This window comes from Frigoribacterium sp. PvP054 (assembly GCF_040547465.1).
GTDB lineage: Bacteria > Actinomycetota > Actinomycetes > Actinomycetales > Microbacteriaceae > Frigoribacterium.
Map to the genome: position 1 here is coordinate 324339 of NZ_JBEPPU010000001.1, position 15829 is coordinate 340167.

General features: G+C 71.3%; 13 protein-coding genes. 7 read left to right on the plus strand and 6 right to left on the minus strand.

Annotated features, from left to right (window positions below; all coding sequences use genetic code 11):
• Positions 1–5 precede the first annotated feature (5 nt).
• From ABID81_RS01505 to ABID81_RS01515, 3 genes are read right to left on the minus strand one after another with little or no spacing between them, the layout of a single operon-like run.
• Complete coding sequence (locus ABID81_RS01505; protein ID WP_354593074.1) at positions 6–1376, minus strand: hypothetical protein; 1371 nt, start codon at positions 1374–1376, stop codon at positions 6–8.
• On the minus strand, positions 1373–2119 hold the full coding sequence (locus ABID81_RS01510) for an ABC transporter ATP-binding protein (RefSeq protein WP_502915166.1): 747 nt from the start codon (positions 2117–2119) through the stop codon (positions 1373–1375). Before ABID81_RS01510 ends, ABID81_RS01505 begins: the two co-directional genes overlap by 4 nt.
• Positions 2120–2122: 3 nt before the next feature.
• Positions 2123–3076 carry an ABC transporter permease gene (locus tag ABID81_RS01515; protein ID WP_354593075.1) on the minus strand — a complete coding sequence of 318 codons (954 nt, stop codon included), beginning with the start codon at positions 3074–3076 and terminating at the stop codon, positions 2123–2125.
• 172 nt (positions 3077–3248) lie between these two features.
• Between ABID81_RS01515 and ABID81_RS01520 the strand changes: the two genes are divergently transcribed.
• The 5 genes from ABID81_RS01520 to ABID81_RS01540 all read left to right on the plus strand — a co-directional run bounded on the left by ABID81_RS01520 (position 3249) and on the right by ABID81_RS01540 (position 9641).
• Positions 3249–4109, plus strand: coding sequence for a glycosyltransferase family 2 protein (locus tag ABID81_RS01520; RefSeq protein ID WP_354593076.1), 861 nt, complete (start codon positions 3249–3251; stop codon positions 4107–4109).
• Positions 4109–6367, plus strand: coding sequence for a putative glycosyltransferase family protein (locus ABID81_RS01525; protein ID WP_354593077.1), 2259 nt, complete (start codon positions 4109–4111; stop codon positions 6365–6367). Before ABID81_RS01520 ends, ABID81_RS01525 begins: the two co-directional genes overlap by 1 nt.
• 64 nt (positions 6368–6431) lie before the next feature.
• The gene (locus ABID81_RS01530; RefSeq protein WP_354593078.1) at positions 6432–7478 is read left to right on the plus strand and encodes a glycosyltransferase; all 1047 of its coding nucleotides are present in this window, start codon (positions 6432–6434) and stop codon (positions 7476–7478) included.
• 16 nt (positions 7479–7494) lie between these two features.
• Entirely contained in the window at positions 7495–8472 is a 978-nt protein-coding gene (locus ABID81_RS01535; RefSeq protein WP_354593079.1) for an NAD-dependent epimerase/dehydratase family protein, read from the plus strand.
• Positions 8469–9641, plus strand: coding sequence for a glycosyltransferase family 2 protein (locus ABID81_RS01540; RefSeq protein ID WP_354593080.1), 1173 nt, complete (start codon positions 8469–8471; stop codon positions 9639–9641). Before ABID81_RS01535 ends, ABID81_RS01540 begins: the two co-directional genes overlap by 4 nt.
• Here ABID81_RS01540 and ABID81_RS01545 read toward each other — a convergent pair.
• The 3 genes from ABID81_RS01545 to ABID81_RS01555 are packed head-to-tail and all read right to left on the minus strand — an operon-like array spanning position 9638 to position 12887.
• Positions 9638–11116 carry a glycosyltransferase family 4 protein gene (locus tag ABID81_RS01545; protein WP_354593081.1) on the minus strand — a complete coding sequence of 493 codons (1479 nt, stop codon included), beginning with the start codon at positions 11114–11116 and terminating at the stop codon, positions 9638–9640. The two genes, ABID81_RS01540 and ABID81_RS01545, sit on opposite strands and share 4 nt — an antisense overlap.
• A complete protein-coding gene (locus tag ABID81_RS01550; RefSeq protein ID WP_354593082.1) occupies positions 11113–12642 on the minus strand; it encodes a glycosyltransferase in 1530 nt (509 codons plus the stop codon). The genes ABID81_RS01545 and ABID81_RS01550 overlap by 4 nt, the downstream gene beginning before the upstream one ends.
• On the minus strand, positions 12639–12887 hold the full coding sequence (locus ABID81_RS01555) for a hypothetical protein (protein WP_354593083.1): 249 nt from the start codon (positions 12885–12887) through the stop codon (positions 12639–12641). The genes ABID81_RS01550 and ABID81_RS01555 overlap by 4 nt, the downstream gene beginning before the upstream one ends.
• Before the next feature lie 179 nt (positions 12888–13066).
• On the opposite strand from ABID81_RS01555, the gene ABID81_RS01560 reads away from it, so the two are divergent.
• On the plus strand, positions 13067–13648 hold the full coding sequence (locus tag ABID81_RS01560; protein ID WP_354593084.1) for a hypothetical protein: 582 nt from the start codon (positions 13067–13069) through the stop codon (positions 13646–13648).
• The gene (locus ABID81_RS01565; RefSeq protein ID WP_354593085.1) at positions 13645–15780 is read left to right on the plus strand and encodes a LasA N-terminal domain-containing protein; all 2136 of its coding nucleotides are present in this window, start codon (positions 13645–13647) and stop codon (positions 15778–15780) included. The genes ABID81_RS01560 and ABID81_RS01565 overlap by 4 nt, the downstream gene beginning before the upstream one ends.
• Positions 15781–15829 lie beyond the last annotated feature (49 nt).

A 15829-nucleotide genomic window follows, 5' to 3' on the forward strand; every position in this document is an offset into this window, starting at 1 on the left:
GGAGTTTAGTGCACCGGGTCAGCCCCGGCCGTGACGGGCGCGGACGCCCGTCCGGCGCCCTCGCGCCGGATCGACCAGGCCAACCCGACGGCGGCGGTCACGAAGGTGGCCGCCGTGCCGGCCAGCATGGCTCCCCCGACCGCGACGCCGAGGTCGGCCCAGGGCAGCGCGAAGACCACGAGCAGGACGATCAGCCCGACGGGCCAGGCGAGGACCGACGTGCGGTCGCGGTGCAGGGCCAGGAGGCCCTGGACGGTGACCATCGTCGCGATCTGGAACACGCAGGACGCCGCGAGCAGCACCAGCTGACGCGTGGCAAGTTCGTAGTCCGGTCCGAAGAGCGTCAGCGCCGTCGTGCCCCCGACGTCGACGAGGACGACCCACACGACGCCGAGCACCAGCACGACGGCGTTCCAGACGGCGACGGACCGGGCCAGGGGTCGCAGGCGGCCGGCCTGGGCGTCCACGGTGAAGCGCGTCAGGAGGAACGACTGCACCGCGTTGAAGAGGAAGAGCGGGATGCGCGCGATGGCCAGTCCGGCGACCAGACTCGCGGTGAAGGCCGTCGCCCGGCCGTCCACCGACAGCTGCGTGAGCAGCACGCCGGCGTTGACGAAGACCTGCAGGAGGAGCGACCCCGTCGTCAGGGCGGCGAACGACCGCAGACCGACGCCCGCCCCGGGGTCGGTGGTGCGCCGGTCGAGTCCGTCGCCGTCGGGCGACGCCGCCGGGGCGGGGGCGCCGGAGCGGCGCGCGGCCCTCGACACGAGGACGGCGACCGCGGAGGCGGCCAGCGGCGCCAACACCAGCGAGATCGCCAGCACGATCGGGTCTCGTACTCCGGCACCGGCCAGGACGGCGACCGCGCCCACCTTGATCAGACCCTCGGACGCCATCTCGAGGGCGTACGACCCGAAGCGCCCCTGACCGGCGAGCCAGCCACGGACGAAGAAGAGCACGGTCGACGAGACCAGGCCCACGGCCAGCAGGACCGTGAACTCGGGACGCCCGGAGAAGAGCAGTCGTGACGCCGGCTCGGAGGCCGACGCGAGGACGATCGAGGAGGCGACCAGCAGGCCGCCGGCGAGGAGGGCGACCCGACGCATGGTCGGCCGCACGTCGAGCCCGTTCGCCCGGCGCCGGGCGAGCGCCCGCGACAGCAGCTGCTCGACGGGTTGGAACAGACCGACGGCGAGCCCCGCCATCATCGTCCAGAGCACCGAGACCGGTGCGCTCTCGACGCCGCCCACCACGTTCCCGACGAGGGCCAGGTAGACGTAGTTGCTCGCCCCGAGGACGATGGTACCGGCCGCGAGGCCGACGACCGGGTTCCGCGGGGCGGGGGTGCCCTCACCGGGGCTCGCGCTCGCGGTCACCCGAACTCGGCGCGCAGGGCGGCGACGCCGTCGACGGCGCCCCCGTCGAAGATGACCTGGCCGTGGGCGAGGACGATGGCACGGTCGCACAGTGACTCGACGGTGCCGAGGTCGTGGGTGACGATGACGATCGTGCGCCCCTGGCGTTGGAACTCCTCGATCTTGTCGAGGCACTTGCGCTGGAAGGGCTCGTCTCCCACGGCGAGGACCTCGTCGACCAGCAGCACGTCGGGATCGACGTGGATGGCGATGGCGAAGGCGAGTCGCACGTACATGCCCGACGAGTAGAACTTCACCTGCGTGTCGATGAAGTCGCCGATCTCGCTGAACTCGACGATCGAGTCGAAGAAGCCCGCGATCTGCTGCTGCGACAGACCCAGGATCGCCCCGTTCAAGAACACGTTCTCGCGACCCGTCAGGTCGGGGTGGAAGCCGGCCCCGAGCTCGAGGAGGGCGGCGAGCTGACCCCGTCGCCTCACCTCGCCGGTGGACGGCTGCAGGATGCCGCCGATGACCTTGAGCAGCGTGCTCTTGCCCGACCCGTTCGCACCGATCAGGCCGACGGTCGTGCCCGCCTCGATGTCGAGCGAGATGCCCCGGAGGGCCCAGAAGTCGTCCTTGTGCTTGTTCGAGCGGGCCAGGTTGACGATGCGTTCCTTGAGCGACTTCTCTTTGCGGATGACGAAGCGCTTGGACACGCCTGCCATCGTGACGACGGGGACGGGGACGGGGGTGGGGCTCACGGGTCAGATCTCCTGTGCGAAGTTGCCCTGCAGGCGGGCGAAGATGCGCTGGGCGACGACGAGCAGGGCGAGCCCCACGACGCCGATGACCAGCAGGCGGAAGTCGAGGTCGACGGGGTAGGGCTGCGGACCGACCACCGTGCCGTCGGCGAGGGTCGTCGTCTCGGTGCCCGCCCGCCAGATGCCCTTCTGGAAGGCCAGGATGATGTCGGTCATCGGGTTGAGCTGGTACAGGGTGACGATCCACTCCTGGCCGCGCGCCGCGGCGCGGTCGACCACCATGCCGAACGAGTACACGATCGGGGACGCCCAGAAGAGGATCAGCAGGGCCACCTCGACCAGGTACTGGATGTCCCTGAGGTAGACGTTCAGGGCCGAGAGCAGCAACGCCAGGGCGAGGCCGTAGACGACGGTCAGCACGAGGGCCACGGGCACGTAGAGCAGGTTCCACGAGACGGGGAACTGCCCGAGCAGCACGACGGCCGCCACCAGCACCAGGAACTGCACGCCGAAGTTAAACAACGCCGACCCCAGGGACGCCAGCGGGAAGAGCTCGCGGGGCACGTAGACCTTCTTGATGAGCCCGGCGTTGGCGAGGATCGACGTCGTGCCGCTGGCGATGATCTCGTTGTAGAGGCCCCAGAGGGTGAGGCCGGCGAACACGTAGATGGCGAACTGCGGCACCGAGCGGGCCGCGCCGAGGACCTGCCCGACGGCGAAGTAGTAGATGGCCAGCATCGTCAACGGTCGGATGAAGCTCCACACGAAACCGAGCGCGCTGTCCTTGTAGCGAGCCTTCAGCTCGCGACGGATGAGGAGGTCGAGGAGGCTCCGGTGCGACCAGATGTCGCGGACCGCCGGTGAGATGCCGCTCACGAGGCCGCCGGCGGGGGCCCCGGCCTTCTCGAACGGCAGCGTCGCGATGCGTTCGATGCGCGCCTGCGATTCAGTACTCACGACTCTCCAAGACTCTCGACGCCACGACGGCCACGACCCGCCGACCGGCGGTGCCGAGGTCACGGCGACGAATCATTATCACAGGCCGTCACCGACAGCCCGGGGCAGCTTACCCGTCGCGTCCCGGGGCATCGGTAGACTCTGCCTCTGGTCAAGCCAGAGAGTTGCGTGAATGTCACCCCGTCTATCCGTCGTCGTGCCCGCCTTCAACAACGCCGACTTCGTCGACGAGACCGTGCGATCGATCCTCGACCAGTCGTACGACGACTTCGAGTTGATCATCGCCGACCACGCATCGACGGACGACACCTGGCAGGTGCTGCAGCGCCACGCACACGACGAGCGCGTCACGCTGCTCCGCACCCCCGCCGGCGGAGGCGCGGCGGCGAACTGGAACCGCGTGACCGAGGCCGCCACGGGCGAGTACCTGCGTCTCGTGCCCGGCGACGACGTGCTCTTCCCCGACACGCTCGCGCAGCACGTCGCCGCCCTCGACGCCCACCCCTCGGCGGCGATCGCCTCGTCGCCCCGCTCGTTGGTCGACGCCTCGACGAAGACGATCATCGGTCGCCGCGGTCCGCGCTGGCGGTCCCGCCTCGTCCCCGGCGCCGAGGCCGTCCGCGCGACGGTCCGGGCGGGCACGAACGTCTTCGGCGAGCCCTTCTGCGTGACGTTCCGGCGAGAGCCCTTCCTCGCCGCGGGCGGATGGGACTCCTCCTTCCCGTACCTGATCGACCAGGCCAGTTACTGCCGGGCCCTCCTCCAGGGCGACCTCGCCGCCGTCCCCGAGCTGGCCGGTGGGTTCCGACTCAGCTCCACGCAGTGGAGCGTGGCGCTGGCCGCCGAGCAGTCGCGCCAGGCCCGCGGGTACCACGCCGAGTTGCGACGCACGCACCCCGAGGTCGTCAGCGAGGCCGACCGCCGCGTCGGCGACCTGCGCGTCCGCCTGGTCGCTCAGACGCGTCGCCTCGCGTACATCGTGCTGAGACGGCGGATGACCGCCGCGACGACCGGACCCGGGGGGAAGAGCTGATGGCGACCACCCGACCCGACGACACCGGGCGCCTGCAGCGCGTCGTCCGCTCCCCCGGCGTCGCGTACCTCGTCACGGCGCTCGTCACCCTCGCGGCGACGACCTGGGTGCTGAAGCTCTGGCGGGCGGACTGGAGCGTCCCCTTCTACTACGCGGGCGACGCCCTGGCCGTGTCGGCCCACTTCAAGACCCTGCTCGAGACGGGCTGGTACGAGTCCCAGCCCCTGCTCGGCGCGCCGATCGGCCAGACGTACCACGACTTCCCGACGGCCGACAACCTCAACTTCGCCGCGGGTCGCGTCCTCGGCGTGCTGTTCGGCGACTGGGCCGTCGCGATGAACGTCTACTACGTGCTCGGCTTCGTCCTCTGCGCGATCGGCGGCCTGTTCTTCCTGTCCAGGGTGGGAGTGTCGCGCCTCCTGGCCATGGCCCTCGCGGTGTTGTTCGCCCTCGCGCCCTACCACTTCGTCCGCAACGAGAACCACCTCTGGTTGGCGTCGTACTTCCTCCTGCCGGTCGCCCTGTGGGTGGTCTGGCTGGTCGGGACGGGCCAGCCGCTCTGGTCCCGTCGAGCCGGGGTCTCGAACCCCGTGCTCGCCGTCCTGACCGGCCGGGGCGCCGGGGTCCTCGTCGGCCTCGCCCTCGCCGCCGCGAGTTCGACGTACTACGCGTTCTTCTCGATCGTGCTGCTGGCCGTGGCCGGCGTGGCCGCCTTCTGGCGGCACCGCTCGTGGCGACGGTTCATGGGTGCCGTCGCCGCCGGCGCCGTCCTCGCGGCCAGCGCCGTGGCCAACATGCTGCCCGACACGATCTACGCCTGGCAGAACGGCGAGTCGAACGGCGGCCTCACCCGCTCGCCGGTCGAGACCGAGTTCTACGCCTTCAAGCTGACCCAGCTGCTGCTGCCCATCCCGAACCACCGCGTCGCGGCCCTCGGCGCCCTGCGCAACTTCTACGACTCGTACTACCCCTTCCCGTCCGAGACCCCCGTCCTCGGGGCCGTCGCCGCCGCGGGCTTCGTCGCCCTGCTCGTGCTGGCGCTCGTGACCCTCTTCGGCCGTCGTCGGACGGCGGTCGCGACCACGCCGGCCGAGTCCGACCGCTTCCGCACGCTCCGCGTCCTCGCCGCCCTCAGCATCGTCGCTTTCCTCTTCGGCACGCTCGGCGGCGTCTCGAGCCTGCTGTCGTTCGTCACGAGCGACCTCCGCGGCTGGAACCGCCTCTCGATCGTCATCGGGCTGCTGGCGTTGGCGGCGGTCGGGCTCGTCGTCGACGTGGTCCTGTCGCGACTGGCCCGCTGGCGACCCCGCTGGCGGCGTGCGCCCGTGCTCGTCAGCGGACTCGTGGCGCTCGTGCTCCTCGGCGGGGGCGTCTACGACCAGACGAACTCGGGGGCGATCCCCACCTACGCCGCCAACGACGCGTCCTTCTCGTCCGACCAGGCCTTCTTCTCGGCCGTCCAGGAGGACGTCGGACAGGGCGCGGACGTGCTGCAGCTGCCCTACGTCGACTTCCCCGAGGCCAGCACCCCGAACGGCCTCAGCTACACCGAGTTCCTCAAGCCGTACCTCCACACCGAGGGCGTCCACTGGTCCGCGGGTGGCATCAAGGGCCGCGCGACGAGCGAGTGGGTCCAGTCGCTGCAGGAGTACCCGGGCACGTCCATCGCCGACCAGCTCGCCGTCGTCGGCTTCTCGGCCGTCCTGGTCGACCGTCAGGGGTACGCCGACTCGGGCGACGAGGTCGAGCAGTCGCTCGAACCGACGTTGGGCGCCCCGACCCTCGAGTCCCCGGGGGGACGCTGGGCGCTGTACTCGATCCCGGCCGACCTCGCCGCCGCGGCCGCCTCCCTGCCCGCCGACGAACGTCAGCAGCTCACGGAAGAGATCACCGACCCCCCGGTGGCTCGCCCGGGCAGCACCGACGTCGCCAGCGGCGGCGACGACACCGTCAACAGCGTCGTCGTGCAGAACGACCGCGACTCCGCCGTGCCGGCGACGCTCGAGATCGACCTCACCACGCTGCCGAGCGTGACCAGCGTGGTCGTCACGGCCTCCGGCACGACCCGCGTCGTCCCGGTCGACGAGAGCTCGGCGACCGTCACGCTCGACCTCGACCTGGCCCCCGGGGTCACCACGGTCACCCTCGAGGGGTCGACCGACGGTGGCAGGACGACCCTCGGCCAGTCCGCGGCCGTCGGCTTCACCTCCATCGCCGTCCTGCAGCCCTCGGTCGAGGCCCTCGACCTCACCCCGTGAGCCGTGACGCACCGTCGCCGTCACCCCTGATCCCCCGAGAGGCCCTGTGATAAAGTCACGACCCGTGCCGAGCCAGCCCGACGACGACGAGACGCCGGTCCACCGCCTCTCGGTGGTCGTCCCGGTCTACCAGGGCGAGAAGACGCTGCCGGGCCTGATCGACGAGATCGTCGCCCTGGCGTCGGTGCGCCGGACGCCCGACGGGCACCGCCGTGAGGTCACGGAGATCCTCCTGGTGCACGACAACGGGCCCGACGGCTCCGACCGTGTCATCCGCGAGCTCGAAGTCGCCCACGACCTCGTCCGGGGCGTGTGGCTGAGCCGCAACTTCGGCCAGCACGCCGCCACCCTCGCGGGCATGGCGTCCACCGGGGGCGACTGGATCGCGACCATCGACGAGGACGGCCAGCACGACCCCGCCTACCTCGACTCGATGCTCGACACGGCCATGCGCGAGCAGGCCGCGCTCGTCTACGCACGGCCCACGAACGCCGCTCCCCACGGCCCCCTGCGCAACGCCGCGTCGAAGGGCGCCAAGACCGTGCTGCGCGCCGTCTTCGGCGACGGCGACGCGTCGTTGTTCCAGTCGTACCGGCTGATCCTCGGCGACGTGGGCCGCAGCGTGTCCGCCTACGCCGGGTCGGGGGTCTACCTCGACGTCGCGATCAGCTGGGTCACTCGCCGCGTCACCACGAGCCCGGTCCTGCTGCGCGACGAGGGCGACCGCACCAGCGGCTACTCGCTGCGCAAGCTGCTGTCGCACTTCTGGCGGATGGTCCTCACCTCCGGCACCCGGGGCCTGCGCATCGTCAGCGTCCTCGGGGTCGTCCTCGGCGTCCTGGGCGTCCTCTTCGCGCTCTACGTCGTCATCTCGACCCTGGCCGGTCAGCAACTCGAGGCCGGCTGGTCGTCCACCATCGTCGTGGTGCTCCTGTCGTCGGGGGCCATCCTCTTCTCGCTGGGCATCGTCGCCGAGTACATCGGCGTCGCCGTCAACATGGCGATGGGGCGCCCGTCGTACCTGATCGTGAGCGATCCCGGTCGTGGGCCGTTGGGCCGAGGCGTCGCGGCGTCGCGACGGGACGGCCGACGCGACCCCGACCCCCGATGACGGCAGAGACCGCACCGTGAGCGTCGAGTCGGCCCGCGCCTCCCGGCGGTTCTTCGTCGTCGGGGCCGGCGGCCTGCTCGGAGGAGCGGTCGCCGCCCAGCTCGACCGCCGACCCGACGCGGCCGTCACCCGGGCGTCGGTGCCGTGGCAGGACGAGGCCGGGTCGATCGCCGCCCTGACCGAGCAGTTCGCTGCCGTCGTCGCGTCGGGTGACCCCTGGTCGCTCGTCTGGTGCGCGGGCGCCGGCGTGGTCGCCAGCGGCCCGGACGCCCTCGAGCGCGAGCGCCGGGTCGTCGAGGCCTCGCTCGCCGCCTTCGGCCGCCTGCTCGCGGCTCGCGACACCGCCACGGACGGAGGCGCGCCCCACGGCAGCGCCTTCGTCGCCTCGTCCGCGGGCGGGGTCTACGCCGGATCGTCGGGGTCGCCCTTCGACGAGCACACCGAGCCCCTGCCCCTCGCCCCCTACGGCTGGAACAAGCTCGGCGTCGAAGAGCTCTTCACCCGCTGGGCTGCCGACTCGGGCGTGCCCGTCGTGGTCGGCCGCTTCGCGAACCTGTACGGCCCGGGGCAGGACCTCACCAAGGCGCAGGGGCTCGTCTCGCAACTCTGCCTGGCGCACCTGCAGGGGCGACCGTCGTCGATCTACGTGCCGATGGACACGATCCGCGACTACGTGTTCGTCGACGACGCGGCCGCGATGACCGTCGACGCACTCGAGCGCGCCTCCCTGCTCGACGCCGGGACGGTCGTCACGAAGATCATCGCGTCCGGGCTGGGCGTGACCATCGGGGCCCTGATCGCCGAACTGCAGAACGTCGTGAAGCGGCGACCGCGCATCGTGTGGGGCAGCCACGCCTCGGCCTCGCGGCAGGCCCTCGACCTGAGGTTCCGCTCGCTGGTGTGGCCCGAGCTCGACCGGCGGTCGCTGACCCCGATCGCGGCCGGCATCCACCGCACCCTGATGTCGCTCAACGAAGGAGGGGTCCGACGATGACGTCGACCGACACCCGTCCCACCCGACGGGTCACCATCCTGTCGTCCCCGGCCCCCGAGGTCTCGGTCGTCGTCCTCGCCTGGCGCCTCGGCGACGAACTGCTCGACTGTCTCGAGGCCCTGTCCGCCCAACGCGGCGCACCGCCCTTCGAGGTCGTGGTCGTCGCCAACGGAGTCGTCCCGGCGGCCCGGGCCGCGCTCGACCTGGTCGACGGCGCCGTGGTCGTCGAACTCGCCGAGAACGCCGGGTTCGGCGGCGGATGCGCCGCGGGCGCCTCGGTGGCCGGGGGCGCCGCCCTCGTCTTCGTCAACGACGACGCGGTCGCCGAGCCCGACTGGCTCGCCCGGCTGAGCGCCCGGGCCGTGGCCGACGATCGCCCGGCCGCCGTCGGGAGCCTGCTCCTCGACACGGACGGGACGGTCCAGGAGGCCGGCAGCCGCGTGCTCTCGACGGCGGGCACCGTCCAGCTCGGACGCGGCCTCGGCCTCGAGGACGCCCGGTCGGCCGGCCTGCTCGTCTCACGCGAGGTGGACTACTGTTCCGCCGCCGCGCTCTGGGTCGACCGTGCCGCCTTCGACGCGATCGGCGGCTTCGACGAACGGTTCGCACCCGCCTACTTCGAGGACGTCGACCTGCAGTTCCGCCTTCGACTCGCCGGGCGACCGGTGGTCGTCGCACCGGACGCGGTCGTGCGTCACTCGTCGGGCGCCTCGACCGACGCCATGCCCTTCTACCGCGAGTTCCTCGGGCAGCGGAACGGCACGACGTTCAGGGCGAGGTGGGCCGACACCCTGGCCTCGGCCCCGGCGCCGGAGGCTCCCCTGGACGAGCTCTGCGAGGTCGTGCCGCCGGACGAACCTGTCGGGGCGGTGGGCGAGGGTGTCGCCGCGTCGACGACGAGCCCGACGCCCGGCATCCCGCACGCCGCCGTGGCCGACGACTACCTGCGGTGGCTCACCGAGCAACTCGGGCGGGCCCGCGAGCTCACCGCGGTCGTCGAGGCACAACGAGTCGAGGCGGCCGACCTCCACGAGCAGTTCGCCGAACTGCAGGCGAAGCACCACGAGCTGTCGCAGAGCAACCACGCACTCTTCGTGCACGTGCAGCACCTCGAGTCCATGACGACAATCGACCGGGTCAGGGCCCGCCTGCCGCACCGACGCGACTAACGGGCGTCGGCCCCCTCGACCAGGGTCCACATCTCGGTCGCGTAGTCGTCCCAGGTCGGTCGGGGCAGCGTGGCCGAGGCCTCGACCAGCTCGGCACGGAGTCCGTCGTCCGTCAACAGCTGCTCCATGGCCGCGGCCATGTCGAGCGGCGAGTGCGGATCGACGATGACGGCCCCGTGGCCCTCGCCGAGTTCGCGCATGCTGCCGAAGTCGCTCGTGATGACGGGGACCCCGCTGACGAGCGACTCGACGACCGGCAGGCCGAACCCCTCGTTGACGCTGCAGAAGACGCTGAACCGGGCCATGCGGTACAGGCTCCAGACGACGCTGTCGTCGACGCCGGACAGCATCTGGACCGACCGGCCCTTGCGCCGCAGCCGACGGACCATCGCCTGGAACTCGCCGTCACCCCAGGCGTTGCCGCCGACGAGCACCAGGGTGAAGTCGTGCCCGCGTCGCCAGTTGAGCTCGGCCGCCGTCAGCAGTGCGAGGTGGTTCTTGCGCGGTTCGTGGCTGCCGACCGACAGCACGACCGTGCTGTCGACCAACCCGAGCTCGCTTCGGACGCCCTCGACGGTGTCGTCGTCGACCCGGCCGACCTGGGCCGGCAGCGCGACCGTCGTGATCGCGGGCGGCGTCAGCCCGGCACCGGGCAACATGGACGCCCAGCCCGAGTACTCGGTGTGGGCGGCACTCGAGATCGGCGCGACGGCGTCGAACGTCGCCAGGGTCGCGAGGTACTCGGAGAACGCGCCGGGCATGCCCGGTCCGCTCGTCTCGGCCGTCGTGACGGGGATGCAGTCGTAGCCGATGGCCACCGACCGGGCCGCCCCGTAAGCGACGACCGACCTCAGGCTCGCGGTGCGGTCGGCGTTGACGGTGATCTCGGGCAGCACGAACGTCGCGTCGAACGGGATGACCACCGAGCCCGCAGGCACCGAAGTGACGGCGCCCGCACCGTCGAGCAGCACGCGCCCGGTCTCGTCGGGGGTGAGCCCGGCGAGGTGACGACCGGTGACGTCCCAGGCCGCGAGGACGACTCGGTGCTCGCGCGTCCATCGGGTCACCGTCTCGCGGGCGACCCGCTGGATGCCGGTGGTGAAGCGACTGCGGCTCGTGTCGGTGACGTCCATGACGACGCCGTCGACGATGACGAACGGCGTCGGTCGGCGCGGCGCGCGCAGACGGCGGTACTCGACGGTCAGCGGTGCGGACAGGCCTTCGACCCGCCAACGCCGCGTGAACTCGACCACTCGGGCTGTCGAGGGGATGCGCCGTTCGAGCAGCGCGAGCAACAGGTACGACAGGCGGTCACTGGCCTCGCCGAGGTCGCGCGAGAGCGCGTCGACGAGCTCGCCGCCCGAGAGGCGGTCCCAGTCGACGGGGGCCGAGGAGGCGCGGCGTCCGGCCGCCCGGAGGGCCAGGTCGTGGCCCGGTCGCGCCCGCAGCCGGGGCGTCGGTGAGGTGAGGTTCATGCGGTGACCGCCGTCCAGATCTCGTCGGCGTAGCTGCGCCAGGTCTTCGGTCGCTGCTCGGCGATCTCGGCCACGAGCCGGGCGTGCTCGGCGTCGTCGGTCAGCAGGGTGCGCATGGCATCGACGATCGCCGTGTCGTCGCGGGGATCGACCTGCAGGCAGCCGCCGACCCGGGCGATCTCGTCCAGGCTGCCGAAGTCGCTCGTCACGACCGGAACGCCCAGGGCCAGCGACTCGGCCACCGGCAGGCCGAAGCCCTCGTGCAGCGAGACGAAGACGGTGAAGCGGGCGACGCCGAAGAGGCCCCACAGCTCGGAGTCGCCGAGGCGCCGGTGCGACTCGACCCTCATGCCCGAGGCCGAGAGCTTGGCGACGCGCTTGTCGAAGTGCATGGTGGCCAGACGGCTGCCGCCGCCGACGAAGACGATGCGGAACCGGTGCCCCTCGCGGTGCAGCAGCTCGGCCGCGAAGAGGGTGGCGTCCTGGTTCTTGCGGGGCTCGTGGCTGCCGACGCAGAGCACGACCGGCTCGGCGTCGGCGTCGACCGTCACCGCGGAGGCGGCGGCCCGGGCGACGGGCGAGACCTCGGTGGCCAGGGTGACGTCGACGACCTCGGGACCCGAGAGCCCCTGACTGGGCAGGGTCGCCACGAAACCGCGGAACTCGTCCGCGGCCGAGACGCTGATGCCGTAGACGCGTCGGGCGTGCTTGACGATCGTGAGGTAGTGCGCGAAGCGCTCGGACTCGGCGTTCGGCACGGAGTCGGCGCTGACGAGCGGGATGGCGTCGTAGCCGATCAGGTCGACGGCCGTCCCCGACCAGCGGGCGATCGAGGTCAACGAGTCGCACACGTGGAAGGCCGGCACCTCGGCGACGAGCAGGGTCGCGCGCCAGGGCACGAGGACGTGCTCGCGTCGCAGGTCGGCGTCGGTGAGGACGGGGTCGTCCGTCTTCGGCAGCCGCCGGTCGTTCCAGTGGAGGACGCGGTCGACCTGCTCGGCCGTCAGCTCGCGGTAGCCCGTGCTGTCCTGGTTCCAGGCGACCAGCCGATGACGGTCGTCGCGATCACCGCTCCACTCGGGCACCATGTGCCGGACGACGCGTTGGATGCCCGTGTTGTGCTCGTACTTGGCACAGAAGTCGACGTCGACGAGCACCGTGTCGGTGACCAGCTCGATGGTCCGGAGGCCCGAGTGCGTGCGCGACTGGACGTCCATCGTGCGCTCGAGGACGGCGAGCATCGCCGTCGCGGGCGTGGCGAGCAGCAGCGCCCGACGAAGGGACGCGAGGTCGGCGGTCGACGGGAACGTCGCCGTCACGCCGACGAAGAGCAGCCACGCCGAGGCCGGGTCGGCGCTCGCGTGCACCGAGCGCGCGAGGCGGTCGAGCTGCTCGGACGGGGTGAGACCCGAGACGTCCACGCCGAGGGCGGGCGCGACCACCTCGAGTCGGGCGCCCAGCGCGGCGCGGAGGGCGCCGATCTCGTCGGAGACGTTCTCGGTCGTGACCGGGGCCGTCCGCGTCATCGGCGCCCCAGGCGACGGGCGACCTCGACGGCGGCCAGTCGGCCGGCCGGGACCACGCCCACCTCTTCGGCCTTGCGCGAGAAGGTCTTGGCGGCGCGCAGCGGCCTCGTGACGCGCCACGACACGGTCTGCTGGATGTCCCGCAGGGCGTCGGTCACGTTCGACGTGACCGTCAGCCAGTCGTCGAGCACGGCCTCGCGCAGTTCTTCGAGGTCTCTCTCGGCGCTCGTCTGGTCTTGGTTCATCGCTGGTTCTCCGTCTCGGACGCTCCGTGCGGCCCGTCCGACCCCGCGAGGACGTGGGCGGGACCCCCCGAAGGGGAGCATCGACGACAGGCCGACCGACCCGATCGGCCGGAGCGCCCGGCTAGCATATCGTCTAACCCATCAGGGTCGGAGCAGGGTCCGACCCGGAAGAGTGAGCCATGAAGAAAGCCACCGTCGTCACGCTGAGCGTGGTCGCCGGCGTCCTCGTCGTCGCGGGCGTCGTCACGGCCGTGGTCGCCTCGACCGGTGGACCGGGCCCCGGGGGCGAGCCGTCCGCGACGACGTCGTCGACGCGTGCCTCGACCTCCCCCACCCCCTCGGCGTCGGCTCCGGAGACGCCCTCGGCCTCGCCGACGGCCGGGTCGACCCCGCGGCCCACGGCGACGCCGGTCGGTCCGGGCCAGACCACCACGGCGGCACCGGAACCGGCCCCCGAGGCCGCGGCCGTGACCCCGCTGATCACGTTCGACCAGTGGTCGGCCGACACCCGCACCCTGACGATCGGGGCGACCGTCCCCGGCACCCTCGAAGACGACGGCACCTGCACGGTGACCGCGACGAACGGCGGCACCGAGGTCTCGGGGACGTTCACCGCCCTGGCGTCGGCCTCCAGCACCGACTGCGGGTCCATGCCCCTGCAGAGCGACACCTTCACGTCCGGCACCTGGTCGGTGAGCGTCGCGTACGCCTCGTCGACGTCGGCCGGCTCCGTCACCGATTACGAGGTCACCATCCCATGAGACGTCCCTCACGCCTGATCGCCCTCGTCGCCTCGGTCGCCGTCGCCGCGGGGCTGATGACCGCCGCGACCGTCGCCGGTCCGGCCGCGCCGGCCTCGGCTGCCGCCGACGCCCGGAAGTTCGACGCGGGCAACATCATCTCGAACGACACCTTCTACAACTCGGCGGCCATGACGCCCGAGAGCATCCAGTCGTTCTTGAACTCGAAGGTCGTGACCTGCAAGGCCGCCGCCGGTCAGCCCTGCCTCAAGGACTACAAGCAGACGACGTCCGGCCGGGCGGCCACGGCCTACTGCTCGGCGATCGACGGTCGCAGCAACGAGAGCGCGGCGTCGATCATCTACCGCGTCGGGCAGGTGTGCGGCATCAACCCCCAGGTGCTGCTGGTCATGCTGCAGAAAGAACAGGGCCTCGTCCAGGCGGTCAGCCCCACGGCGACCGCCTACAAGATCGCCATGGGCTACGGCTGCCCCGACACCGCCCCGTGCGACACCGCCTACTACGGCTTCTTCAACCAGGTCTACAACGCGGCCCACCAGTTCCAGCGGTACACCAAGACGAGCTCGTCGTGGAGCTACCAGCCGGGCCGCAACAACAATGTCTACTACCACCCCAACGCCGCGTGCGGGACGAAGACGGTCTACATCGCCAACCAGGCGACCGCCAACCTGTACCTCTACACGCCGTACACGCCGAACCAGGCGGCACTCAACGCGGGCTACGGCACGGGCGACTCGTGCAGCGCCTACGGCAACCGCAACTTCTACCTCTACTTCACCGACTGGTTCGGCAACCCGTCGAACTGGCTGCAGTCGGCCTCGTTCGAGGGCGGGTCGGTGTCGGGCTGGGGCTGGAGCAACGGCGCCATCAACCGCGCGGCGGTCAAGTCGCCGGCGCTCAGCCAGAACGGCGACTACTTCCTGGCGATGAACACGTCGGTCGTCGGTCGCGCCATCACGCAGGACGTGCAGCGGACGACCAACGTCGGCGAACAGGCGACCGCCACGGCGTGGGTCCGGTCGGGCTCCGCCGCCTCGTACTCGGGCGAGATGGTGCTCTGGGGTCTGGGCGGCAGCCAGGAGGTCGCGATCTCGAAGTTCACCGTCGGCACCTCGTGGACGAAGATCCAGGTCAAGCTGCCGGTCCGCAAGTCCTCGCACTCGACGATCCGCCTCGACGTCTACATGGGGTCGAACACGGGCGACCTGTGGCTCGACAACACCGAGCTGACCTTCGGCGCGGCCCCGAGACCCCAGAACGAACTGAGCAACGCCTCGTTCGAGGGCTCGTTCGCCCGGTGGGTGCCGGGCAACGGCTTCGTCAACCAGCAGATCTTCAAGGACGCGAACGAGGCGGTCGACGGCTCGTGGTTCGCCGCCTCGAACACGCCGGCACGAGGACGCAGCTTCGCCCAGACGGTGCCCGTCTCGGCGACCTCGACGAACCAGCGCTACACCTTCTCGATCTGGCTGCGCTCGGACAGCGCCACCACCCCGTTCAAGGGCACCCTCGCCCTCTGGGGGCTCGGCGGCAAGGCGAACGTGGTCGAGCAGACCCCCTTCACCGTGAACTCGACCTGGCAGAAGATCACCGTCTCGACCGACATGAAGTCGACGGCGTCCAGGCAGCTCAAGGCCGAGGTCTACATGGAGACCACCAACGCGACGTTGTGGCTCGACGGCGGGGGCCTCAGCGACAACCTGCTCGCGTCCGGCTCGTTCGAGGGCAACACGTCGGCCGGCTGGACCCGCGGCAACTCGCGCATGAACCTGGCCGTCTACTCGAAGGCGCAACTCCCCCCGAAGGACGGCTCGTACCTGGCCGCCACGAACACCCCGGTGGCCTCGTCGCTCTACCAGACGGTGAGCGCCAAGCCCCTGGCCGGCGAGAAGTACACCGCCGAGCTGTGGGTCCGGTCGGGCGGCCCCACGCCGTTCAAGGGCCGGCTCGCCCTGTGGGCGCTGGGCGGCGCGACCGAGGCGGGCAGCGCCTCCTTCACGACGACGGACGCCTGGACGAAGGTCACCTTCGAGGTGCCGATCACCCACGACGACCACACGCAGTTCAAGTTCGAGATCTACCAGGACTCGACCGACTCCACCCTGCTGATCGACTCGGCCCAGGTCTACTGACCCGGGTCGGACCGTCGCGAACGGCCACGGCTAAGATGTCGTGTCGGCC